Annotated in this window: 21 protein-coding genes; 6 read left to right on the forward strand and 15 right to left on the reverse strand. The window is 67.7% G+C overall.

Going from position 1 to position 21696, the window contains the following annotated elements; all coding sequences use genetic code 11:
- Positions 1 to 17: 17 nt before the first annotated feature.
- Together ACFTSF_RS36350 and ACFTSF_RS36355 are read left to right on the forward strand one after the other, a co-directional pair.
- Positions 18 to 1208 carry a glycosyltransferase 87 family protein gene (locus tag ACFTSF_RS36350; protein ID WP_380159526.1) on the forward strand — a complete coding sequence of 397 codons (1191 nt, stop codon included), beginning with the start codon at positions 18 to 20 and terminating at the stop codon, positions 1206 to 1208.
- A complete protein-coding gene (locus ACFTSF_RS36355; RefSeq protein ID WP_380159528.1) occupies positions 1205 to 2347 on the forward strand; it encodes a glycosyltransferase 87 family protein in 1143 nt (380 codons plus the stop codon). Before ACFTSF_RS36350 ends, ACFTSF_RS36355 begins: the two co-directional genes overlap by 4 nt.
- Here ACFTSF_RS36355 and ACFTSF_RS36360 read toward each other — a convergent pair.
- The 5 genes from ACFTSF_RS36360 to dnaK all read right to left on the reverse strand — a co-directional run bounded on the left by ACFTSF_RS36360 (position 2293) and on the right by dnaK (position 7258).
- Positions 2293 to 2829: a GNAT family N-acetyltransferase gene (locus ACFTSF_RS36360; RefSeq protein WP_344162736.1), complete on the reverse strand. Its 537-nt coding sequence runs from the start codon at positions 2827 to 2829 to the stop codon at positions 2293 to 2295. The genes ACFTSF_RS36355 and ACFTSF_RS36360 overlap by 55 nt on opposite strands.
- Positions 2830 to 3085: 256 nt before the next feature.
- Complete coding sequence (locus tag ACFTSF_RS36365) at positions 3086 to 3541, reverse strand: heat shock protein transcriptional repressor HspR (RefSeq protein ID WP_344162739.1); 456 nt, start codon at positions 3539 to 3541, stop codon at positions 3086 to 3088.
- Between the two features lies 1 nt (position 3542).
- Entirely contained in the window at positions 3543 to 4721 is a 1179-nt protein-coding gene (dnaJ, locus tag ACFTSF_RS36370; protein WP_380159530.1) for a molecular chaperone DnaJ, read from the reverse strand.
- Positions 4722 to 4739: 18 nt separating this feature from the next.
- Complete coding sequence (grpE, locus tag ACFTSF_RS36375) at positions 4740 to 5393, reverse strand: nucleotide exchange factor GrpE (RefSeq protein ID WP_344162744.1); 654 nt, start codon at positions 5391 to 5393, stop codon at positions 4740 to 4742.
- Positions 5390 to 7258 carry a molecular chaperone DnaK gene (gene dnaK / locus ACFTSF_RS36380; protein ID WP_380159532.1) on the reverse strand — a complete coding sequence of 623 codons (1869 nt, stop codon included), beginning with the start codon at positions 7256 to 7258 and terminating at the stop codon, positions 5390 to 5392. The genes grpE and dnaK overlap by 4 nt, the downstream gene beginning before the upstream one ends.
- A gap of 214 nt (positions 7259 to 7472) precedes the next feature.
- On the opposite strand from dnaK, the gene ACFTSF_RS36385 reads away from it, so the two are divergent.
- The 3 genes from ACFTSF_RS36385 to ACFTSF_RS36395 all read left to right on the forward strand — a co-directional run bounded on the left by ACFTSF_RS36385 (position 7473) and on the right by ACFTSF_RS36395 (position 9276).
- Entirely contained in the window at positions 7473 to 7952 is a 480-nt protein-coding gene (locus ACFTSF_RS36385; RefSeq protein ID WP_380159534.1) for a GNAT family N-acetyltransferase, read from the forward strand.
- Positions 7953 to 8080: 128 nt separating this feature from the next.
- On the forward strand, positions 8081 to 8617 hold the full coding sequence (locus tag ACFTSF_RS36390) for a hypothetical protein (RefSeq protein ID WP_344162753.1): 537 nt from the start codon (positions 8081 to 8083) through the stop codon (positions 8615 to 8617).
- Between the two features lie 23 nt (positions 8618 to 8640).
- A complete protein-coding gene (locus tag ACFTSF_RS36395; RefSeq protein ID WP_344162756.1) occupies positions 8641 to 9276 on the forward strand; it encodes a hypothetical protein in 636 nt (211 codons plus the stop codon).
- Between the two features lie 59 nt (positions 9277 to 9335).
- Here ACFTSF_RS36395 and ACFTSF_RS36400 read toward each other — a convergent pair whose 3' ends face one another.
- Positions 9336 to 9725, reverse strand: coding sequence for a phosphoribosyltransferase family protein (locus ACFTSF_RS36400; RefSeq protein ID WP_380159553.1), 390 nt, complete (start codon positions 9723 to 9725; stop codon positions 9336 to 9338).
- Between the two features lie 331 nt (positions 9726 to 10056).
- Between ACFTSF_RS36400 and ACFTSF_RS36405 the strand changes: the two genes are divergently transcribed.
- Positions 10057 to 10962: a DUF559 domain-containing protein gene (locus ACFTSF_RS36405; protein ID WP_380159536.1), complete on the forward strand. Its 906-nt coding sequence runs from the start codon at positions 10057 to 10059 to the stop codon at positions 10960 to 10962.
- A 27-nt stretch (positions 10963 to 10989) separates the two neighbouring features.
- Here ACFTSF_RS36405 and hutI read toward each other — a convergent pair whose 3' ends face one another.
- The 9 genes from hutI to hutH all read right to left on the reverse strand — a co-directional run bounded on the left by hutI (position 10990) and on the right by hutH (position 21454).
- Positions 10990 to 12153 (reverse strand): imidazolonepropionase, encoded by a 1164-nt coding sequence (gene hutI / locus ACFTSF_RS36410; RefSeq protein WP_380159538.1) that lies wholly within the window; start codon positions 12151 to 12153, stop codon positions 10990 to 10992.
- Between the two features lie 16 nt (positions 12154 to 12169).
- A complete protein-coding gene (locus ACFTSF_RS36415) occupies positions 12170 to 13489 on the reverse strand; it encodes a formimidoylglutamate deiminase (RefSeq protein WP_380159539.1) in 1320 nt (439 codons plus the stop codon).
- Positions 13486 to 14775, reverse strand: coding sequence for an allantoate amidohydrolase (locus ACFTSF_RS36420; protein WP_380159540.1), 1290 nt, complete (start codon positions 14773 to 14775; stop codon positions 13486 to 13488). Before ACFTSF_RS36420 ends, ACFTSF_RS36415 begins: the two co-directional genes overlap by 4 nt.
- Positions 14772 to 15710 carry an ABC transporter substrate-binding protein gene (locus ACFTSF_RS36425; protein ID WP_344162773.1) on the reverse strand — a complete coding sequence of 313 codons (939 nt, stop codon included), beginning with the start codon at positions 15708 to 15710 and terminating at the stop codon, positions 14772 to 14774. Before ACFTSF_RS36425 ends, ACFTSF_RS36420 begins: the two co-directional genes overlap by 4 nt.
- 19 nt (positions 15711 to 15729) lie before the next feature.
- On the reverse strand, positions 15730 to 16440 hold the full coding sequence (locus tag ACFTSF_RS36430; RefSeq protein ID WP_344162776.1) for an ABC transporter permease: 711 nt from the start codon (positions 16438 to 16440) through the stop codon (positions 15730 to 15732).
- Positions 16437 to 17096 (reverse strand): ABC transporter permease, encoded by a 660-nt coding sequence (locus ACFTSF_RS36435; RefSeq protein ID WP_344162779.1) that lies wholly within the window; start codon positions 17094 to 17096, stop codon positions 16437 to 16439. Before ACFTSF_RS36435 ends, ACFTSF_RS36430 begins: the two co-directional genes overlap by 4 nt.
- Entirely contained in the window at positions 17093 to 18094 is a 1002-nt protein-coding gene (locus tag ACFTSF_RS36440) for an ABC transporter ATP-binding protein (RefSeq protein WP_380159543.1), read from the reverse strand. The genes ACFTSF_RS36435 and ACFTSF_RS36440 overlap by 4 nt, the downstream gene beginning before the upstream one ends.
- Positions 18095 to 18232: 138 nt before the next feature.
- Positions 18233 to 19891 carry a urocanate hydratase gene (hutU, locus tag ACFTSF_RS36445; protein WP_344162785.1) on the reverse strand — a complete coding sequence of 553 codons (1659 nt, stop codon included), beginning with the start codon at positions 19889 to 19891 and terminating at the stop codon, positions 18233 to 18235.
- 12 nt (positions 19892 to 19903) lie between these two features.
- The gene (gene hutH, locus ACFTSF_RS36450; RefSeq protein ID WP_380159545.1) at positions 19904 to 21454 is read right to left on the reverse strand and encodes a histidine ammonia-lyase; all 1551 of its coding nucleotides are present in this window, start codon (positions 21452 to 21454) and stop codon (positions 19904 to 19906) included.
- Between the last annotated feature and the right edge of the window lie 242 nt (positions 21455 to 21696).

The raw sequence follows: 21696 nt of genomic DNA on the forward strand, positions 1-21696 counted from the left end.
CCGGGATTGTCGAAGGCATGACGATCAGTCCTGTTCGGCCCGCCCTTGAAGGGGCCGTTGGCAACGGCCGGATCACCCGCCCGGTCCTCGCGCTGAGCCTGGCCGCGGCGGCGTTCGTGGCTGTTTGCGTGGCGATCTGGCCGCCGACCAAGGATCTGTACGACCTCCGCGTGTACGTCGCCGCTGCGAAGGCCGTCCTGCACGGCCAGGACATCTACACCGCGCATCACGCATCCCCGGATCTGCTCGGCTACACCTACCCGCCGTTCGCCGCACTCCTGATGGCCCCGCTCGGCCTCCTCCCCACAGGTGCAGGCCGAGCGCTCATGACCGCGCTCTCCGCCCTTGCCCTGCTGGTGATCGGGTCGGTCACCTTCCGCGCACTGAAGCCACACTGGTCGACCCACCAGGTGCTGGCGGCCGGAATCGCCTTAGGTGCAGCCGGTCTCGCGCTCGAGCCGGTGCGGATGACGTTCCACTACGGCCAGATCAACCTGATGCTGCTCGCGATCCTGATGATCGACCTCTTCGGACACCTACCGCACCGGTTCCGCGGCGTACTGATCGGGATCGCGACCGGGATCAAGCTCACCCCCGGCATCTTCATCGTCTACCTCCTGGTGACCCGCCGGTATCGCGAGGCGGCCACTGCCGCGGCGACGACCGCCGCCACGATGCTGGTCGGCTTCCTGGCGATGCCGGATGCGGCTTGGAAGTTCTGGAGCACGTACGTCTTCGACCCGACCCGCCCCGGCTCCAGCACCCTGGTCACGAACCAGGCCTGGCGTGGCGTCCTCGGCCGACTGAACGGCGGCCCCCAGGGAGTCGAGCCGTTCTGGATCCTCGCGATCCTCGCCACCTTGGCCATCGGCTTCTTCGCGGTACGACGTGCCTACGACCGCGGCAGGTTGTTGGAATCCGTCCTGCTGACCGCCGCCGTCGGGCTGCTCATCTCGCCGATCTCGTGGAGTGCTCACTGGGTCTGGGCGCTCCCGGCCTGCGCACTGCTCTGGTCGCGCGCGACCACGGTCTACCGCGTCGGACTTGCAGCGCTCACCACGGTCACCTTCGGCATCGGGCTTCCCTGGCTGGCGCCGTACCTGGACGATCGCGAGCTGCACCACCACGGCTTCGAGCTGTACCTCGGCAACTCCTACGCAATCTGCGCGGCGGTGCTGCTGATCGCAGCTTGGCGGCGTCGCGCATGAGCAAGCGAAAACTGGTGCTGCTAGCAACAATTCTGCCGATCCTGTGTCTCCTGCGCTGGCATCCCTGGTCTGCTGAGATGAGCGATCTCGGCATCTACTACGCGGGCGCTCGCGGGCTCGTCAACGGACAGGACATCTACACCGCGCATCTCACCTACTACCCCCACATCGGGCTCGGCTTCACCTATCCGCCGTTCGCCGCGCTGGTGTTCTCGCCGTTCGCGATCGGTCTTCCCTTCGCCCGCACACTGATCACGGTTGCGTCGGCACTGTCGCTGCTGGTGATCGGGTGGGCCACGGCGAAGAAGCTCGGCTGGTCGACCGGCGTACTGATCGCGTGGGCCGCCTTGCTCTTCGAACCAGTGCAGTCGACCTTCAGGCAAGGCCAGATCAACCTGGTGCTGCTGGCGATGCTGACGGTGGATCTGCTCGGACTGATCCCGCGGCGGTACCGCGGAATCCTGGTCGGTGTTGCCACCGGCATCAAGTTGACGCCGGGCATCTTCATCGTCTTCCTGCTGATCACCAAGCGGTACCGCGAGGCCATGGTCGCAAGTGTGACAACCGCGCTCACGATGGTGATCGCGTTCCTGGTGTCACCCACCTCGACGATCGACTTCTGGACGAAGTACATCTTCGATCCGAGCCGCGTGGGGCCGCCGCACTACTTCAGCAACCAGTCGCTCCGCGGCGCACTCGTCCGGCTCACCGGAGATTCGCCCTTATGGTTGCTCACGGCAATCATCGTCGCCGTCACCGGCCTGTACGTCGCGCGTCGGCTCCACGAGCGTGGTCTGGGTTTCGAGGCCGTCGTGGTGACCGGGTTCACCGGGCTCGCGGTCTCCCCGATCTCGTGGACCAACCACTGGGTCTGGGCGATCCCGGCCGCGGCTCTCGCCTGGCATCACCGCGGCAAGCTGCGGTCCCTGCGGACGGTGCTCTCCGCCACGTGGATCACGATCTTCCTGATCGGACTTCCGTGGTGGATGCCGTTCGGCAACGACCGCGAGCTGCACTACACCGCCGTACAGACCGTGCTCGTGAACTCGTATCTGCTCTGCGCGCTGGCGTTGGTTGCCTTCGGCTACCGACTGAACTCCGAGGCTCGGATCCGGTACACCTGCAGGTTGAGGTCGTAGTACTTGTCCGTCTCGCCGACCCACTCCATGCCGAGCCGCCGAGCGGTGCCGATCGCGCGTTTGTTGTTCGGCCGCGCGACAGCGAAGAGCTCGTCGACGTCGTGGGTCTCGAACGCCCAACCCATCAACGCCTTACTCGCCTCGGACGCGAACCCGTTACCCCAGGCCGACGGCCGCAACTGCCAGCCGATCTCGAGATCCTCCTCGTACGGCGGGAGCAGCCGGATCAGCAGCCCGCCGATCACCTCGCCGTCCTCCTGCCGGACCACGGCCCAGCGGCCGGCCGGTACGACGAAGTTGGGCTGGGCCTCGATCCAGGCGGTCAGGATCATCCCCATGGTGGCCACGTCGGTCACCTTGTCGATAGCCGGCGAGAGCCACGGCGCCACCTCGGGCGAACCGTAGATCTCGAGCGCGGCCTCGGCGTCGTCTTCTTGCCAGTCCCGGATCAACAGCCGGTCCGTCTGCAGGCTCAGCGTCACCTGGCCAGCGTACGTCGCGGTCCAACCAGGCAAGTGTCCGGCAAATGAACGAGCAGAGATGAGAGCCGCAGGGTGGCCCGGTAGAGCGGACCACCCCGCGGGGGCCGAAGAACACCCGGGGGAGGGTGCGACTCCGGCTGTGGAAGTGTCGAGGGGGGATTCGACGACTTCCACCGGATCGGAGGCCCCGAGGGGTGGGGTTCGGGGAACCTCCAGTGGTTCTGTTGTGCGCGCTGAGGTTCTCAGCGCTCGAGGATCAGCGCGGTCCGAGCTCCAGCGGCTGGGTGCGGATCCAGCGCGTCGTGGTCTGCTGGCGGCCCATTGCGATCACGTCGCCGGCGGGACCGGCCGAGAAGACCCTGCTGGAGGTGCTGCGTCGCGAGACGCCCACCCCCCGCTGAACCTCTGCCAGGAGCTGGTTCACCCGGGAACGCAGATCCTCTACTTCCGACTGTAGCGCGAGGATGTGCCGAATTCCCGCCAGGTTCACACCCTCGTCCTGGGACAGGTGCTGCACATACCGCAACCGCGCCACGTCGTACGCCGAATAGCGTCGCCCGCGGCCGGACGCCCGGCTCGGCACCACCAGGCCGAGCCGGTCGTACTGCCGCAAGGTCTGCGGATGCATACCGGCCAGCTGGGCCGCCACCGAGATCACGTAGATCGGGGTGCGGTCGTCCCAGGTCGGTACCTGGCTGAACGGGATGCCCATCTCAGGCGCTCCCGAACAACCCGGCGCGTAGATCAGGCTGGTCCGAGGCCGAACTGAACTCCTGCAGCTTGGTGCGCTGCTCGTCGGTCAGCTCGTGCGGGACCTGGACCTCCAGGGTCAGCAACATGTCGCCCTTGGTGCCGTCCCGGCGCACCGAGCCCTTGCCGCGAACCCGGAGCTTGCTGCCATTCGCCGTACCGGCCGGAATCCGAACGGTGACCGGCAGGCCGTCGAGTGTCGGCACCTTGATCTCGGCGCCGAGGGCCGCCTCGGTGAAACTCACCGGGACGCTCAACGTCAGGTGCTCGCCCTGCCGGCCGAAGATCCGGTGCGGCGTGACGTGCACGGTGACGTAGAGGTCGCCCGAAGGACCACCCCGCTCGCCGGCCGCGCCCTTGCCCTTCAACCGGATCCGCTGGTTGTCCTGGACACCCGCCGGGATCCGGACCTGCATGGTCCGGCTCGACTGGCCGCGGCCGGAGCCGTGGCAGGTCTCGCACGGCTGGTCGACGACCAGACCGCGACCCTTGCACTCGGTGCACGGCTCGGTCATGGCGAACACGCCGCCCTGGACCGAGGTCTGCATGCCCGTGCCTTCGCACTTCAGGCAGACCTTGGGCACTGTCCCGTACTTCGCTCCGGTACCGCGACAGGTCTTGCAGGGCTCGTCACTGGTCATCCGCAGCGCGACCGTGACACCGTTCACGGCCTCGGCGAACTCGATCGTCGCCTCGGTCTCGATGTCCTGCCCACGCCGCGGCCGTGCGGTCGTCGTGGAGGTCGAGGACCGTCCACCACCACCGAACATGCCGCCCAGGATGTCGCCCAGACCGCCACCGGCCCCGGCCGCGCCACCGCTGCCACCACGGTTGAACAGGTCGCCGACGTCGAAGTTGAACCCGCCGCCCTGCTGACCACCGCCCGGCATCCGGAAGCCGCCGCTGCCGAACAGCCGCCGCGCCTCGTCGTACTCCTTGCGCTTCTTGGTGTCCCCGACCACGTCGTACGCCTCGGAGACCTCCTTGAACTTCGCCTCCGCGGAGGCGTCACCCTGATTGGAGTCCGGGTGGTACTTCCGCGCCAGCTTGCGGTACGACTTCTTGATCTCGTCCTGCTCGGCGGTCTTGGAGACGCCGAGGACCTTGTAGAAATCCTTCTCTATCCAGTCCTTCGTGCTCACTCGACGCCTCCCCTCCCGCTACTCGGACTTGTCCGCAGCCTGTTCGTCATCTGCCGTGCTCTCTGCCGGGGCTTCCGGCAGCTTCTCTGTCGGCTCCGAGACGGCCACCCGGGCCGCCCGCAGGATCCGCTCGCCGTGCCGGTAGCCCGGCTGCATCACCATGGTCGCGGTCGGGCCGTCGACCTCGTCGGAGTAGTTGTGCAGCAGCGCCTCGTGGATGCGTGGGTCGAACGCGTCGCCGGGCTCGCCGAACTTCACCAGGCCGAGCTTCTCGGTGACCCGCTCCAGCGATTCCGAGACCGCCTTGAACGCGCCTTCGAGCTCGCCCGCCTCGCGGGCGCGGCCGACGTCGTCCAGGATCCCGAGCAGCTCGGTGAGCACGGTGCCGATGACGAGCTCGCGGCTCGCCTCCCGGTCCCGGTCCACCCGGCGCTTGTAGTTCACGTACTCCGCCTGCAGCCGCTGCAGGTCCGCCGTACGCTCCGAGAGGGCCTCGGTGAGCAGGGCTTCCTGGGCCGACGGACCGGTCAGCGACGACACGTCGTCCGGAACTCCCGCGGGAGCCTGGTCAGCAGGCTCCCGCACGTCACCGGTCTCCGGGTCGATCCGGCGCTTGTCCCGGACGACGGGGTCACCGTCGCCGAACTCGCCGCCTGTGGGTCGATCCGTCACTTGTCCTCCGCCTTCTTGTCCTGCGGCCGGTCCTCGTCCACGATCTCGGCGTCGACGACGTCGTCGTCGTTGTTGTCCGCCTTGGCCTGGTCGTCAGCCGACGCGCCGTCCTCGGACCCGCCCGCGGCCTGGGCGTTCGCGTACATCGCGGCGCCCATCTTCTGGCTGGACTGCGACAGCTTCTCCGACGCGGCCTTGATGGCCTCGTCGTCGGTGCCCTCGAGCGCCTTCTTCAGCTCCGCGACGCCGTCCTTGACCTCGGTCTTGACGTCGTCCGGGACCTTGTCCTCGTTCTCGGACAGGAACTTCTCGGTCTGGTAGACCAGGCCCTCGGACTGGTTGCGGGACTCGACGGCCTCGCGGCGCTTGCGGTCCTCCTCGGCGTACTGCTCGGCGTCGCGGACCATCTGGTCGATGTCGGTCTTCGGCAGCGCGGAGCCACCGGTCACCGTCATCCGCTGCTCCTTGCCGGTGGCCAGGTCCTTGGCGTTCACGTGCACGATGCCGTTCGCGTCGATGTCGAAGGTGACCTCGATCTGCGGCACGTTCCGCGGCGCCGGCGGCAGGCCGGTCAGCTCGAAGTTGCCGAGCGACTTGTTGTCGCGGGCCATCTCGCGCTCACCCTGGTAGACCTGGATCATCACCGACGGCTGGTTGTCCTCGGCGGTGGTGAAGATCTCCGAACCCTTGGTCGGGATCGTGGTGTTGCGCTCGATGATCTTGGTGAACACGCCACCCTTGGTCTCGATGCCCAGGCTCAGCGGGGTCACGTCGAGCAGCAGGACGTCCTTGACCTCACCCTTCAGCACACCGGCCTGCAGGGAGGCGCCGACGGCGACGACCTCGTCCGGGTTCACACCCTTGTTCGGGTCCTTGCCACCGGTCAGCTCCTTGACCAGCTCGGCCACGGCGGGCATCCGGGTGGAGCCACCGACGAGGATGACGTGGTCGACTTTCGACACGTCCACGCCGGCGTCCTTGATGACGGCCTTGAACGGCGCGCGGGCCCGCTCGAGCAGGTCGGTGGTGAGCTTCTGGAACTCGGCCCGGGAGAGCTTCTCCTCCAGGTGCAGCGGGCCGGAGTCGGTCAGGCTCAGGTACGGCAGGTGGATGCTGGTCTCGGCCGCGGACGACAGCTCGATCTTGGCCTTCTCGGCGGCCTCGGTGAGGCGCTGCATGGCCATCTTGTCGCCGGACAGGTCAGTGCCGTTCTTGTTCTTGAACTGGGTCACCAGCCACTGCACGATCCGCGCGTCCCAGTCGTCACCACCGAGGTGGTTGTCACCGCTGGTCGCCTTCACCTCGAAGACGCCGTCACCGATCTCCAGCAGCGACACGTCGAACGTGCCACCACCGAGGTCGAAGACCAGGATGGTCTGCTCGGTGCCCTTGTCCAGGCCGTAGGCCAGCGCGGCGGCGGTCGGCTCGTTGACGATCCGGTGCACCTTCAGGCCCGCGATCTCGCCGGCCTCCTTGGTCGCCTGGCGCTGCGCGTCGGAGAAGTAGGCCGGCACGGTGATGACCGCGTCCGTGACCTGCTCCCCGAGGTACGCCTCGGCGTCCCGCTTCAGCTTCTGCAGCACGAAGGCGCTGATCTGCTGCGGGTTGAACTTCTTGCCGTCGATGTCCACGCTCCAGTCCTCGCCCATGTGGCGCTTGACGGAGCGGATGGTGCGATCCACGTTCGTGGTGGCCTGGCGCTTGGCCACCTCGCCGACCAGGACCTCGCCGTTCTTGGCGAAGGCGACCACCGAGGGCGTCGTGCGCGCTCCCTCGGCGTTGGGGATGACGGTGGGCTCGCCACCTTCCAGTACGGCGATGACGGAGTTCGTCGTACCGAGATCGATACCGACCGCGCGGGCCATGCTTTACCTCCACGAGTTGAGTGATACAGACTCAATGTTGCCGTTCGGTCGCCCGGTATTCAAATCCGTGACTGAACAAACTTGAGTTCACTGGACTCAACATTGCACAGGCTCCAGGTCATTCCCAAGGGCGATCCCGGATTTCGGGGTCCGGGCCGGGGTCCGGCCAGGGGAACCCCTCCCTGGAATGGGCCTTCCATGGGACGCTGACCAGGTGAAACTCCGCCCGCTCGTTCCTGCCGATTACGCGTCGGTGCTCGCCCTCAACGCCACCGCGGACGGACTGGTCGACCCCCTGGGCCTCGACCGCCTCGACTGGCTCCGACTGATCGCGGCCCATGCCGTGGTCGTCGAGGACGACGGCCGCCCGATCGGCTTCGTCCTCACCTTCACCCCGGGATCGGCCTACGACGGCCTGGAGTACGGCTGGTTCACCACGAACTACGCCGACCAGTTCCTGTTCGTCGACCGCATCGTCGTCGATGCCGACCGCCGCCGTCAGGGCGTCGCCTCCACCGTCTACCGTGCCATCGAACGCGCCGCCCAACCCTTCGCCCGGGTCGTCACCCGGGTCCGTTCCGACCTGGCCGACACCTCCGCCCTCGCCTTCCACACCGCCCGCGGCTACACCCAGGTAGGCACCCGCCCGAACCCGAGCGGCGGCACCATGGCCCTACTGGTCAAGGAGCTGTAGACCCCCGAAAATCTGCGGAAAACCGGGAAAGACCTCCGTTTCCCATTGACGCCTCACGGCTGCCCCAGGAGGCTTTTGCGACGTGCCCTGAACGCCCAATCTCGGCACCTCGAAGGGGGTAGTCCCGCATGAACTTCCGCCACTTCACCCTGCGCTCGATCGCCGTCGGCTCGGTCATCCTGATCAGTACGACGGTGCTCACCGCACCCGCTGCCATGGCCGGCCACGGCCGTGGCGCGGCCAGTGGAATCCTGAACACCCGCACCTGGAGCGTCTGCGTCTCCGGATGGACCGACGGCCAGAACGGCTCGCACTACGCGATCAGCCAAGTCAGTGCCACCGAGGTCAACGCCAGCAGTGTCCACTGCCCTGGCTCCTACAACGTCTCGTCGTACGCCACCAGCTATCCGGACAGCTGGTACGGCCTGACCTCCTGCAACGCCTGGTCCGGATCGCGCTGCGCGTCGAAGTCGGTCAAGCTCAACGGCCGCACGATCGGCACCACGACCCAGTGGCGCAAGACCGCGACCCACGAGTTCGGTCATGTGGCCGGCCTCGGCCACCGCGACGGCGTCAACTCGACCTGTATGGCGTCCGGCGCCGCGCCGCCGATCGTCACGTACTTCGACCAGCACGACAAAGACTCCATCAACGCGAACTACTGAGCCCGGCGGAAAGGAGAACTCCGATGAACACCCATTCGAAGATCGCCGCTGCGCTCGGTGCCCTCGCACTGTCCGCAGCCCTGGTCGGCTGTGGCTCTGACGCGACCCCCGCGGCCGCGGACCACGACCACGCCACCCACCAGCACAACGACCGCTCCCTCTACCAGCACACCGACGGCACGGAGGCGAACACGGACACCGACGACAACCTGGCCGGCGCCGACCTCAAGCAACTCGCCACCGCCTCCGACCTGGTCGTCCGCGGCAAGATCACCAAGGCCAAGAAGGACGTCCTGCTCGCCAAGGGCGACCCGACCGCGAAGTACACGGTCTTCACCACCCAGGTCACCGACCACGTCCGCGGCGTACAGGCGAAGGAAGTCGACTTCGCACTGCTGACCGAGATCAGCGGCTCTCCCATCGTCGTCGAACAACGGCAGACGCCGCGCGTCGGCTCGGACGTGATCCTGGTCCTGACCAAGATCGCCCCAGAGTTCAACCACGACGGCTACGTCCTCACCAACCAGAGCGGCCTCCTGGTCGTGAACAAGAACGGAACCGTCGCCTCCGGCCTGGAGGACTCCTCCCCGGTCTCGAAGCAGACCGAGTCCCTCCGCACCGCCGAGCAGGTCCTCACCGAGCTCCGCTCCGCCGGCTGACGACCAGGCCTGCCGCCCCGCGACTCAGCAGGGCACACCAGGGCGGCAGGCCCCTCGTCCTACAGCTGCCGAACGTCCAGCAGCCCCTTCAGCGGCAAGTCATGCCGCAACCGCGGATCCGACAACCCGTCGACAATGCACGCCGCCCCGATCCACCGCGCCCCGCAATCGACCACCAGTTCTCGAGCCACCCGAGCGGTCATCCCCGTCTCCGCCCAGTCGTCCACCATCAACACCCGATCGGCCGGCCGAATCAAAGCCCGCCGAAACCCGAACTCGAGCTGCCGATCCCGGTAGTCGGGCCCGGCAGTCCGCCGTACCCACCGATCACTGTCCATCGCCGGCGCCGCGTTCTTCCGCATCTCCACGAACCCCACGCCCAACGCCACCGCAGTCACCGCCCCCACCAACGACCCCCGAGAAACCGGCCCGACCACAACCGTCGGCACTTCCCCGTACAACCCCGCCAACGCCGGCCCGATCTCCCGCAACAACCCAGCATCCCGCCACCACCCAGTGACGTCAGCCGAACACCTTCAAACCCCCCGATCAGCCCGCCACCGAAACGCCATCTTCAACCGCCTCTGAATGTCCATACCCCCAGCGTGGCGGACGCAGCTCGGATCTGCAGGTGGTTATCCGAACCTGCACGCCATCACAAATGGCGCTCCGAGCTCCCTCCCCGCGGGCGGGGGCCGCGGGCGTTCAGTTGTGATGGCCTCTGGGTCCGCCTGTGGATAACTGCGAACGGCAGTCGCCGAGATCGGTCAGCATCGAGGGATGACCGATGTGGTGGGAGTGCTGCGGCGGCGAGCGGGTACGGCGAGCTTTCGCGAGCTGCGCGGGGTGGTGTCCAGGGGTGCGATTCGTACGGCGCTGGCCGACGGACTGATCAGACGGATCGCGCGCGGGGTCTACGCCCTCCCGCCGCTCCCCGATCCACTCGCCGCCGCGCGAGCCCAAGGTGGCGTGGTCTCGCACGAGAGCGCCGCCGTGCTGCACGGCATGTCGGTGCTCGAACTACCGGACAAGCCGCAGATCACGATCCCCCGTGGCCAGCATCGCCGCCCGAGCCCGGTGCCCTGCCGATTGCATTGGGCCGACGACGTCGCGTCCGACGGTCGCGTCACCAGCAAGCTCCGAACCGTGCTGGACTGCGCGCGCACCCTGCCGTTCGAGGCCGGACTCACGGTCGCGGACTCCGCGCTGCGCCTCGGAATGGTGGACCGGTCCCAGCTGATGGTGGCCGCCGCCGAGCTCACCGGCCCCGGCTGCCGACGAGCCGGACGGGTCGCGGCGGCCGCGGACGGGCGGGCCGAGTCGCCGCTGGAATCCGTGTTCCGGTCGATCCTGATCGAGAACGGCATCCACGGCTTCGAGTTGCAGGTCGTCGTTCAGGACGACGAGTTCTTCGCACGCATCGACCTCGGCCACCGTGAACTGCGGCTCGCCGCAGAGTGCGACGGGTTCGCCTTCCACAGCAGCCGGGAGGCCCTCACCCGCGACTGCCGTCGGCACGTGAACCTCACGCTGCGCGGTTGGCGGCTGCTGCGGTTCACCTGGGAGGACGTGATGTTCGACCGCGACTGGGTCGTCGCCTCGATCCGCGCCGCGATGGCCGGACCCAGCGGCCATCACAATTGGCCCAGCGTGAACGCTCTACGCGGGGCAAGCCTGGCTGGGTGACAGTTGTGATGGCGTTTGGGTCCGCGCCTACACCGGTCGGCCGGCCACGTAGGTCTGCGCCACCAGCGGTACGCCGGGGCGGTAGGCGAGGTGTAGGTAGGTGGGGGCGTCGAGGATGGCCAGGTTGGCTTGGGCGCCGGGGGTCAGGTGGCCTACGTCGGTACGGCGGAGGGACTTGGCGCCTCCGGCGGTGGCGGACCAGAGGGCTTCGGCGGGGGTCATGTGCATTTCGCGGACTGCCAGGGCGATGCAGAAGGGGATTGACGAGGAGTAACCGGAGCCGGGGTTGCAGTCGGTGGCTAGGGCTACGGTGACGCCGGCGTCGATGAGGCGGCGGGCGTTGGGGTACGGCGATCGGGTGGAGAACTCGATGGCCGGGAGGAGGCCGGCGACGACGCCTGTTTGGGCTAGGGCGTCGATGTCGGCGTCGGTGAGGTAGGTGCAGTGGTCGGCTGCTGCGGCGCCTAGTTCGCAGGCCAGTTGGACGCCGGGGCCTTCGCCGAGCTGGTTGGCGTGGACTCGCGGTTGGAGGCCGCGGGCGATACCGGCCTGCAGGATCGTGCGGGCCTGGTCCTCGTCGAAGGCGCCGCGTTCGACGAAGACGTCGATCCATTTCGCGTGTGCTGCAACGGCATCCAGCATCGACCCGGTCACCAGGTCGACGTAGCCCGCCGGGCCGTCGGCGTAATCGGCCGGCACAACATGCGCACCCAGGTACGTCGTTTCGTCGGTGAACTGACGCGCGATCTCCAGCGCCCGCGCCTCGTCCGCAACCGTCAGCCCGTACCCGGACTTGATCTCGACCGTCGTCGTCCCCTGCCGCCGCATCTCGGTCACAAGCCGGGCGACATTCGCGGTCAGCTGCTCATCGGTTGCCTGCCGAGTGGCCGCGACCGTGGTTCGGATGCCACCTGCCGAGTACGGCGTTCCTGTCATCCGGGCCGCGAATTCCTCGGCCCGGTCACCCGCGAAGACGAGATGCGAGTGCGAGTCGACAAACCCGGGGATCACGGCGCGCCCGGCCACGTCGATCGCGTTGTCAGCAACGGGTGCGGCGGTACGCGGGCCGACCCACGCGATCGTGCTGCCCTCGATCACCAGCGCGGCATCGAGAATCTCGCCGAGCAGCCCGCCATGGGACGGGTCGTTGGTGACGAGCGAACCGATCCCGGTCACGAGAAGAGAGGTCATGAAGTCATCAGTCCAATCAGGGTCGAGCTGTGGTCACCGCAGCGATCGAGGCGGCCAACTCAGCGGCGACATCCAACGCAATGTGCTTGCCGTCAGCAACCAAATGGCGTCCGTCCGACACCACGTCGGTGACGTCGGCGGCCGACGCGGCGAAGACTGCGGTCTCCACGGTTCCACCGGTTCCCGCAGTACGGATGCTGTCGAGCCGGACCGCGACCAGGTCGGCGCGGGCGCCTACCTCGATGCGGCCGGCGTCGGCGAAACCGATCGAGCGGTGACCGTCCACGGTTGCGGCGGTGAGAAGCTCGGGCGCTGACCAGTGTCCGCGTTCTTGCGATGACAACCGCTCATCCAGCTCGACCGCGCGCATCTCCTCGAACAAGTCGATGACCGCGTGACTGTCCGAACCAAGCGTCAGCCGCGACCCGGCATCGCGCAGCGCCACAGACGGGCCGATGCCGTCGGCTAGGTCGCGTTCGGTGGTGGGGCAGAAGCATGAGTACGTCGCGGAGCTCCCGAGCAGGCCGATGTCGACGCCGGTCAGGTGAGTCGCGTGGACCGCGCTCGTCCGGCCGCTCAGGAACCCGGCCTCGTCGAGCACCTGCGACGGCGTCCGCCCGTACGCCTCGAGGCAGGCTGCGTTCTCGGCGACCTGTTCGGACAGGTGAATATGCAGCGGTACGTCGGGAAACGCGGAAGCGACCGCCCCGAGCTGATCCTGCGGAACGCCGCGGATCGAGTGCGCGGCGGCACCGATGACCACATCGTCGGCGCCCTTCAGCGCCGAGACGCGCGCGGCCCAGGAGGCGGCATCGCCGTCGCTGAATCGCTGCTGCACCTCGTTGAGCGGTTGGTCGATTCCGCCTGCGATGTAGCAGGTGTCGAGCAGGGTGATGCGCAGGCCGACATCGCGTGCGGCGGCGATCAGGGCCGCGCCCATCGCGTTCGGGTCGTCGTACCGACGGCCGCCCGGTGCATGGTGCAGGTAGTGGAACTCGCCGACCGCAGTGATTCCGGTCAGGAGCATCTCGCCGTACACGGCGCGCGCGAGCTCGTAGTACGAATCCGGGGTCAGGGCGGACGCGACGGCGTACATCTGCTCGCGCCAGGTCCAGAAGGTACCGCGCTCGGTCTGCGTGCGACCGCGGAGCGCGCGGTGGAACGCGTGACTGTGGCAGTTCGCGAGGCCGGGGATCACGAGGCCGTTGAGCCGCACAGCATCACCGGGCTGCGCGTCGACCGAGACCGCGGTAATGCGGCCGTCGGCCACGGTCACCAGGACGCCCGACGCGACGCCGGTGGGGAGGAGTGCGGTCGAGCACCAGTACGACGTCACTGCGCGAGATCCTTCAGTACGGCGGCCAGCGCCTCGACGCCGGCCAGACAGTCGTCCTCTTCGGCGAACTCGGCCGGCGAATGCGAGATGCCGGTCGGGTTCCGAACGAAGAGCATGGCGGTCGGAATCCCGGCCGCCGAGAACACCCCGGCGTCGTGGCCGGCGCCGGTCGGGAGGACGGGGGCGCCATCCAGTACGCCGACCAGGCGGTCCCGCAGACCGGCCGGGAAGTCGACGATCGGGGAAACCGACTCCGGTACGACGGCCACCGTCGTACCGTCGCGTTCAGCCCGCTCGACCGCTTGCCGGGTGATTGCTGTTAGCAACGACTCCAGGGTGGCGTCGTCGGCGGCCCGGGCATCCAGCCAGGCGATCACGCGGGACGGTACGGCGTTTGTCCCGTTCGGCTCGATCGAGAGTCGGCCGAAGGTGGCGCGGGCGCCGGCGAGACGGGCTTGTTTGTTGGCGGCGAGGGCCGTCATCGCGTAGGTGAGCATCGGATCGTGCCGATCCTCCATCAGCGTGGTGCCGGCATGGTTCGCCTCACCCTCGAACGTGAAGCGGTACCGCCCATGCGGCCAGATGGAACTGGCGACACCCACTGGTGCTGTCAGCCCACGGCCTTGCTCGACATGCAGTTCAACAAACGTCCCCATCCGCTCGAGCAACGGAGACGGTCCTACGCCAGCCGGGTCAGTCCCGGCCAGCTCCAGCGCCTGAGCCAACGAAACACCCTGCCGGTCCGTCAACGCCAAAGCCTTCTCAGCCGACAGAACCCCAGCAGCAATCCGAGACCCCAGACAAGGCATCCCGAACCGGGACCCCTCCTCCTCCACAAACGCTCCCACACCAATAGGCACGGAAGGTTCGAACCCCTGAGCCCTGAGCAGATCAACAGCCGCCAACGCCGAAACCACCCCCAGCGGCCCGTCGAAAGCACCCCCATCAATCACCGAATCAAGGTGACTCCCGGTCACGACTCCCCGGCGAGCAGCCGGCCCTCCGGCCGGCTCCCCGCCGGGTGATGGGGTGGTAGGAGTCCCCGCAGAGCCCGACCCGGTGGTGCCGTTGGGCGCCTGGCTGGCGTACCCCCCGGTGGGCTCCCACCAGGCGACGAGGTTGCCTATGCCATCGGATTCCACCGTCAAATCGCGGGCGGCGCATTCGTCCAGGAACCAGGTGGTGGCTTCGCGTTCGGTGGGGGTCCAGCCGCCTCGGGTGTAACCGCCGGTTTCGGGGTTACGGCCGATGGCGGACTGGTCCGCCCACAGGGTTTCGAAACTCAAGACAGCGGGTTCTTCGACAGCCAGTCCTTGGCTACCGCGTCGGCGCTTTCGGAGCCGCCGCCGATGCGCTTCACCATGTCGGTCAGGCTTTCGGTGGTGAGCTTGGCCTGGATGGCGTTCAGGGTGGTGGCTACGTCGGGGCTCTTGTGGTCGGTGCGGATCAGCGGGACGACGTTGTTCGGCAGGTGGATGTGCTGCGGGTCGTCCAGGACGACCAGGTTGTTGTCCTTGATCGCCGACTGGGTGGTGAAGAACTGGGTGACCTGGATCTGGTTCTTCAGCAGCGCGTCGAGGCTCAGCGGGCCGCCCGGGTCGAGCGACTTGAACTCCTTGAACTCGATGCCGTAGACGTCCTTCATCCCGGCCACGCCCGCCTTGCGGGTCTTGAACTCGGGTCCGCCACCGGCGACCAGGTCCTTGGCGACCGGCTTCAGGTCGGCGATCGACTTCAGCGAGTACTTGTCGGCGGTCGCCTTGGTGACCACGACCGCGTCCTCGTCGGTGGCCGGCGACTTGTCCAGCACCTCGAGACCGGACGGCAGGACACCGGGGATCGCCTTGTAGACGGCCTCGGCCTCGTTCTCGGTGGCGTCCTTCTTGAAGTAGACCAGGGTCGCGCCGGTGTACTCCGGGAGCAGGTCGATCGACTTGTCCTGGATGGCGGCCATGTAGACCTCGCGGGCGCCGATGTTGAGCTTCTTGGTCACCTTGATGCCCTTGGCGGCCAGCGCCTGGCCGTAGATCTCGGCGAGCAGCTGGCTCTCCGGGAAGTTGGCCGACCCGACCGTGATCGAGTCGACCTTGTCCGGCGCCTTGCCGCCGCCGGCGTCGCCACCGGGGGACAGCGGGTCGCCGCCGCCGTTTCCTCCGCAGGCCGCGAGGGCGAACACGGCCGACGCGGCGATGGCACTGCGGATGAAGGTTCTTCTGAACACGGGATCCTCCAGGGTCCGTTCAGTTCGCGCCGGCCGGTGCCGGTGCAGTGGAAGTCTTGGTGTTGCGGCGCAGCCGGCCGGTGAGTCCGGCCGAGACCGCGTAGCGGGCGATCAGGGCGAAGAGCAGGTCGAGCACGATCGCGAGCAGCGCGACCAGTACGGCGCCGGCCAGCATCTGCGGGAAGTCCCGGACACCGAGCCCGTCGATCACGTAGCGCCCCAGCCCGCCGAGTGCGACGAAGGCCGCCACGGTCGCGGTCGAGACGATCTGCAGGGTCGCGCTGCGCAGCCCGGAGATGATCAGCGGCAGCGCGATCGGGATCTCCACCTTGGTGAGGATCTCGCGCCCGGTCATGCCCATCCCGCGGGCCGCGTCGATGGTGTTCCGGTCGACACCTGACACTCCGGCGTACGTCGAAGCGAGGATCGGGGGAATGCCGAGCACCACCAGCGCGATGATCACCGGCACCTGCCCGATCCCGATCAGCAGCACGATCAGCGTGAGCAGACCGAGCGTCGGCAGCGCCCGCCAGGCGTTGACCAGGTTGATCGCGAGGAACGCTCCACGCCGGGTGTGCCCGATCAGCAGCCCGACCGGGAACGCGATGACGCCGGAGATCAGCAGCGACAGCAACGTGTAGTAGATGTGCTCCGCGAGCCGGGTGGGGATGCCTTCGGAGCCCGACCAGTTCGCCGCGGTACCGAGGAAGTCGAAGAGGCCCTGGATCATGAGATCGCATCCTTCAGCGGGGACGTCGCGCGAGCCCACGGTGTGAGCACTCGCTGCAACCCGACCAGCAACACGTCACAGAGCAGCGCCAGCGCCAAGGACGCGACGATGCCGACCACGATCGGCGTCAGGAAGCTGTTCTGGAAGCCCTGCGTGAACAACTCGCCCAGCCCGCCGATACCGATGATCGCGCCGACGCTGACCATCGAGATGTTCGCGACCGTGACGACGCGCAGGCCGGTGAAGATCACCGGGATCGCGATCGGCAGGTCGATGGTCAGCACTCTTCGCAGCGTGCCATAGCCCACCGACACTGCGGCCTGCCGAACATCTTCGGGTACGGAGCGGAGTCCGTCGATCACGTTCCGGATCAGCAGCGCGACCGCGTAGATCGTGAGCGCGATGATGATGTTCAGCGGCGACAGGATCTGGGTCCCGATCACCGCCGGCATCGCGATGAACAACGCGATCGACGGCAGCGAATACAGCACGCCACCGATCGCGATCAGCGGGTTCGCCAACCGCGCATAGCGAGTGGCGACGTACCCGAGAGGCAACGAGATGAGCAGCCCGAGGACCATCGGCACCAGCGCCAGATAAAGGTGCTCGCGCAACTGTTCCCAGATCAGCGGCCAGTTGTCGCCGACCCACTTCATGAGCGGAAGGCCTCTGCCAGGGCCGCGTACTCGATCACGCCGACCGCTTTACCCGCTTCGTCAACGCAGACGCCCTTGCCGACCGGTGACGTCAGTACGGCGTCGAGCGCGGCCCGCAACGAGTCGCCCCGCTGGAAGGTCGCGCCGATCGGCTCGACCTTGCCCGAACCGTTCTGCCAACCCACCGGCGACCCGTCCTCGGCCCGCGCGAGCTCAGCCGGTACGTCGGCCAGTCGCAGCTCGTCGGCGGTCACGAACGTCAGTGCGCGGTAACCGCGGTCCTTGCCGATGAAGCTCTCGACGAAGTCGTCGACCGGGTTGGCCAGCAACTCCGCCGGCGGTGCGAACTGGGCGAGCTTGCCACCGACGCGCAGTACGGCGACGTTGTCACCGAGCTTGATCGCTTCGTCGATGTCGTGGGTGACGAACACGATCGTCTTGCCGATGTCGCGTTGCAGCCGCAGCAGCTCCTCCTGCAGCTGGTTGCGCACGATCGGGTCGACGGCGCTGAACGGCTCGTCCATCAGCATCACCAGCGGGTCGGCCGCGAGCGCCCGGGCCACGCCGACTCGTTGCTGCTGACCACCGGACAGCTGGGCGGGGTACCGCTCGGCGAGTTTGAGGTCGAGACCGACCCGCTCGAGCAGCTCCATCGCCGTACTGCGTGCTTTGCGTTTGTCCCAGCCGAGCAGCTTCGGCACGGTGGCCACGTTCTCCACCACGGTCTTGTGTGGGAACAGGCCGGCGTTCTGGATCACGTAGCCGATGCCGCGCCGCAACGTGACGGGGTCCTTGGTGTTGATGTCCTCGCCGTCGATCGAGATCGTGCCGCTGGTGCGCTCGATGGTGCGGTTGATCATCCGGAGCGAGGTGGTCTTGCCGCAGCCGGAGGGTCCGACGAACACGGTGATCTCGTGGCTCGGGATCCGCAGAGACAGGTTGTCGACGGCGACGGTGCCGTCCGGATACCTCTTGGTGACGTCCTTGAACTCGATCATGGCGCCCTTTCGCGCTTGTCGTCGGTCGCCCGATTGACCCTAGCGGACCGAGATCGTCTTGCCACGTGATCTGGGGGAATCTCGGTCCGCGGGAAAGTGCACCATAACGGTAGGGATTTAGCCGGTCGCAGCCGGTGTTCAGGACTCCCGCATCGGGACCCGGACCCCACGTTCGGCGGCGACTCGTTCGGCAATGTCGTAACCGGCGTCGACATGGCGGATCACGCCCATGGCCGGGTCGTTCGTGAGCACTCGCTCCAGCTTCTGCCGGGCCAGATCGGTGCCATCGGCAACCGACACCTGGCCGGCATGGATGGACCGGCCGATGCCGACGCCGCCGCCATGGTGGATCGACACCCACGACGCGCCGGACGAGACGTTCACCATCGCGTTCAGCAACGGCCAGTCCGCGATCGCGTCCGAGCCGTCGAGCATTCCTTCGGTCTCGCGGTACGGCGAGGCCACACTGCCGGTGTCCAGGTGGTCCCGGCCGATCACGATCGGCGCCTCGAGTTCACCCGAGGCGACCATGTCGTTGAACCGCACACCCGCCTTGTCCCGCTCGCCCTGACCCAGCCAGCAGATGCGCGCCGGCAGGCCCTGGAACGCGACCCGCTCACCCGCCATCTTGATCCAGCGAGTCAGGTGCTCGTTGTCCGGGAACAGATCGAGGATCGCCTGGTCGGTCTTGGCGATGTCCGCCGGGTTCCCCGACAGCGCCGCCCATCGGAACGGGCCCTTGCCTTCACAGAACAACGGCCGGATGTACGCCGGTACGAACCCGGGGAACTCGAACGCCCGCGAGTACCCGGCCTTGCGGGCCTCGTCGCGAATCGAGTTGCCGTAGTCGAACACCTCGGCACCGGCGTCCTGGAACCCGACCATCGCCTCGACGTGCCGCGCCATCGACTCCTGTGCGCGCTCGGTGAATCCGGCCGGGTCCTTCTCGCGAGCGGTCACCCAATCGCCGAACTCGATCCCCACCGGCAGGTACATCAGCGGGTCGTGTGCCGAGGTCTGGTCGGTGACGATGTCGATCGGCGCACCGCGCTGCAGCAGGTCCGGCACGATCGTGGCCGCGTTGCCGAGGACACCGATCGACAGCGGACGCCTTGCTTTACGCGCCTCCTCGGCGAGCGTCAGCGCCTCGTCGACAGAAGATGCCCGTACGTCGAGGTAGCGGTGCTCGATCCGTCGGTCGATGCGCGTGGAGTCCACGTCGATGCAGATCGCGACGCCGTCGTTCATCGTCACAGCCAGCGGTTGCGCGCCACCCATGCCACCGAGTCCCGCGGTCAGCGTGATCGTCCCGGCCAGCGTGCCACCGAACTTCTTCGCGGCAACCGCGGCGAACGTCTCGTACGTGCCCTGCAGGATGCCCTGCGTGCCGATGTAGATCCACGAGCCGGCCGTCATCTGGCCGTACATCGTCAGACCCATCGCCTCGAGCTTGCGGAACTCCTCCCAGGTGGCCCAGTCGCCGACCAGGTTCGAGTTCGCGATCAGCACCCGCGGCGCCCATTCGTGGGTCTGCATGACCCCGACCGGACGGCCGGACTGGACCAGCATGGTCTCGTCGGCCTTCAGGTTGGTCAGGGTGCGCACCATCGCGTCGAACGAGTTCCAGTCCCGGGCCGCCTTACCGGAACCGCCGTACACGACGAGCTCGTCGGGGTGCTCGGCAACCTCGGGGTCGAGGTTGTTCTGCAGCATCCGCAGCGCGGCTTCCTGCTGCCAGCCTTGCGCGGTCAGGGTGGTACCGCGGGCGGCGCGTACAGGACGGGGTCCGGAGGACATGGGTGATCCCTTCTAGTGGAGCGGGCCGGTGACGGCCTCGACGTCGGTAAGGTAGGTGCCATCGGCAACCAGACGGACCGAGTGCTCGATCTCCGGTGCCAGATGACGGTCGGTCCCCGGCCCCTCGACGTACTGCCTCAGGGCATCCCGTACGGCGGCCGTGGCCGGGGAGGGAGTGAGTGGCGCGCGCAGGTCGAGGGCGCGCGCGGCGGTCAGGATCTCGATCGCGAGCACTCGCTGGAGCCCGTCGATCGACCTGCGCAGCTTGCGGGCGGCCGACCAGCCCATCGAGACGTGGTCCTCCTGCATCGCGCTGCTCGGGATCGAGTCGACGCTGGCCGGTACGGCGAGCCGCTTCAGCTCGGAGACGATCGCGGCCTGCGTGTACTGCGCGATCATGTGACCGCTGTCGACCCCGGGATCGTCGGCCAGGAAGGCGTTCAGGCCGTGGTTGCGGGCGACGTCGAGGAAGCGATCGGTACGGCGTTCGCTGATGCTGGCCAGGTCGGCCACGGCAATCGCGAGGAAGTCGAGAACGTATCCGACCGGGGCGCCGTGGAAGTTGCCGTTCGACTCGACTCGACCATCAGGCAGTACGACGGGGTTGTCGATCGCGGAGGCGAGTTCGCGGTCGGCGACGGTCGCGGCGTGGGCGGCAGTGTCACGGACAGCGCCGTGGACCTGGGGAGAACACCTGAGGGAGTAGGCGTCCTGGACGCGGTTGCAGTCCGGACCGCGATGGCTGGCGACGACGCCGCTGTCTTTCAGGATCGTCCGGAGGTTGGCCGCGGCTGATGCCTGACCGAGCTGCGGACGCAGGGCCTGCAGTTCGGCGGCGAAGACGCGGTCGGTGGCCAGCTGACCTTCAACGCTCATCGCGGCGGCGATGTCGGCGGTCTTCACGAGCCGGTCGAGGTCGGCGAGCGCGAGCACCAGCATGCCGAGCATGCCGTCGGTGCCGTTGATCAGCGCCAGGCCTTCCTTCTCCGCGAGCACGACGGGTGTCAGGCCATGCGCTGGCAGTGCCTCGGCGGCGTCGCGAAGGTTGCCGTCGGCATCGCGGACCTGACCTTCACCCATCACCGCGAGGGCGACATGGCTCAACGGCGCGAGGTCGCCAGAACAACCGAGGCTGCCGTACTCGTGCACGACCGGAGTGAGCTTGGCGTTCAACAGACCGGCGTACGCCTGAGCCGTCTCGAGCTTCACCCCGGTACGACCGGTGGAGAGCGTGGACAGCCTGAGCAGTGCGAGGGCACGGACCACCTCGGTCTCGACCTCGGGCCCCGAGCCGGCAGCGTGCGACCGAACCAGACTGCGCTGCAACTGGGCCCGCAGTTCGGGCGCGATGTGCCGGGTCGCGAGTGCCCCGAACCCGGTGGACACGCCGTAGTGCGGGGTGTCCGCGTGTGCGAGGGCCTCGATCGCGGCCCGCGACTTCGCGATCTCCTCGAGCGACTCGTCGCTGATCCGGACCTGAGCGCCGTACCGCGCCACCGCGACGACCTCGGCCGCGCTCAACGGTCCGACTCCGACGATCACCGTACTGCTGCTCTCATCCACCCGATCATTGGACCCCTTGGATCGACCCGTGGACACCCGATCCCACCTCAGTTCCGTCTCAAACCCGAGACATCCCGAACCCATTTGGTGGGTGCACCCACCACGTCGGAGGTTCCCACCCGGGAATCCGGTGCGGGAACCTCCCATTTGGTGGGTTCACCCCAAGGCCGGTTAGTTAGTGGTCAGGGTGGTGTGTCAAGGATGTCGATGGTGATGGTGGCTTTGTAGGTGGTGCGGTTGAT

The sequence above is a fragment of the Kribbella sp. NPDC056951 genome, from assembly GCF_042674205.1.
Lineage (GTDB): Bacteria > Actinomycetota > Actinomycetes > Propionibacteriales > Kribbellaceae > Kribbella > Kribbella yunnanensis.

Bases quoted from the DNA above. Each gene is read 5' to 3' on its own strand.
- ACFTSF_RS36350 (WP_380159526.1), top strand. From the start codon at position 18: ATGACGATCAGTCCTGTTCGGCCCGCCCTTGAAGGGGCCGTTGGCAAC.
- ACFTSF_RS36355 (WP_380159528.1), top strand. From the start codon at position 1,205: ATGAGCAAGCGAAAACTGGTGCTGCTAGCAACAATTCTGCCGATCCTG.
- ACFTSF_RS36365 (WP_344162739.1), bottom strand. From the start codon at position 3,541: ATGGGCATCCCGTTCAGCCAGGTACCGACCTGGGACGACCGCACCCCG.
- dnaK (WP_380159532.1), bottom strand. From the start codon at position 7,258: ATGGCCCGCGCGGTCGGTATCGATCTCGGTACGACGAACTCCGTCATC.
- ACFTSF_RS36390 (WP_344162753.1), top strand. From the start codon at position 8,081: ATGAACTTCCGCCACTTCACCCTGCGCTCGATCGCCGTCGGCTCGGTC.
- ACFTSF_RS36395 (WP_344162756.1), top strand. From the start codon at position 8,641: ATGAACACCCATTCGAAGATCGCCGCTGCGCTCGGTGCCCTCGCACTG.
- ACFTSF_RS36405 (WP_380159536.1), top strand. From the start codon at position 10,057: ATGACCGATGTGGTGGGAGTGCTGCGGCGGCGAGCGGGTACGGCGAGC.
- hutI (WP_380159538.1), bottom strand. From the start codon at position 12,153: ATGACCTCTCTTCTCGTGACCGGGATCGGTTCGCTCGTCACCAACGAC.
- ACFTSF_RS36430 (WP_344162776.1), bottom strand. From the start codon at position 16,440: ATGATCCAGGGCCTCTTCGACTTCCTCGGTACCGCGGCGAACTGGTCG.
- ACFTSF_RS36435 (WP_344162779.1), bottom strand. From the start codon at position 17,096: ATGAAGTGGGTCGGCGACAACTGGCCGCTGATCTGGGAACAGTTGCGC.
- ACFTSF_RS36440 (WP_380159543.1), bottom strand. From the start codon at position 18,094: ATGATCGAGTTCAAGGACGTCACCAAGAGGTATCCGGACGGCACCGTC.
- hutU (WP_344162785.1), bottom strand. From the start codon at position 19,891: ATGTCCTCCGGACCCCGTCCTGTACGCGCCGCCCGCGGTACCACCCTG.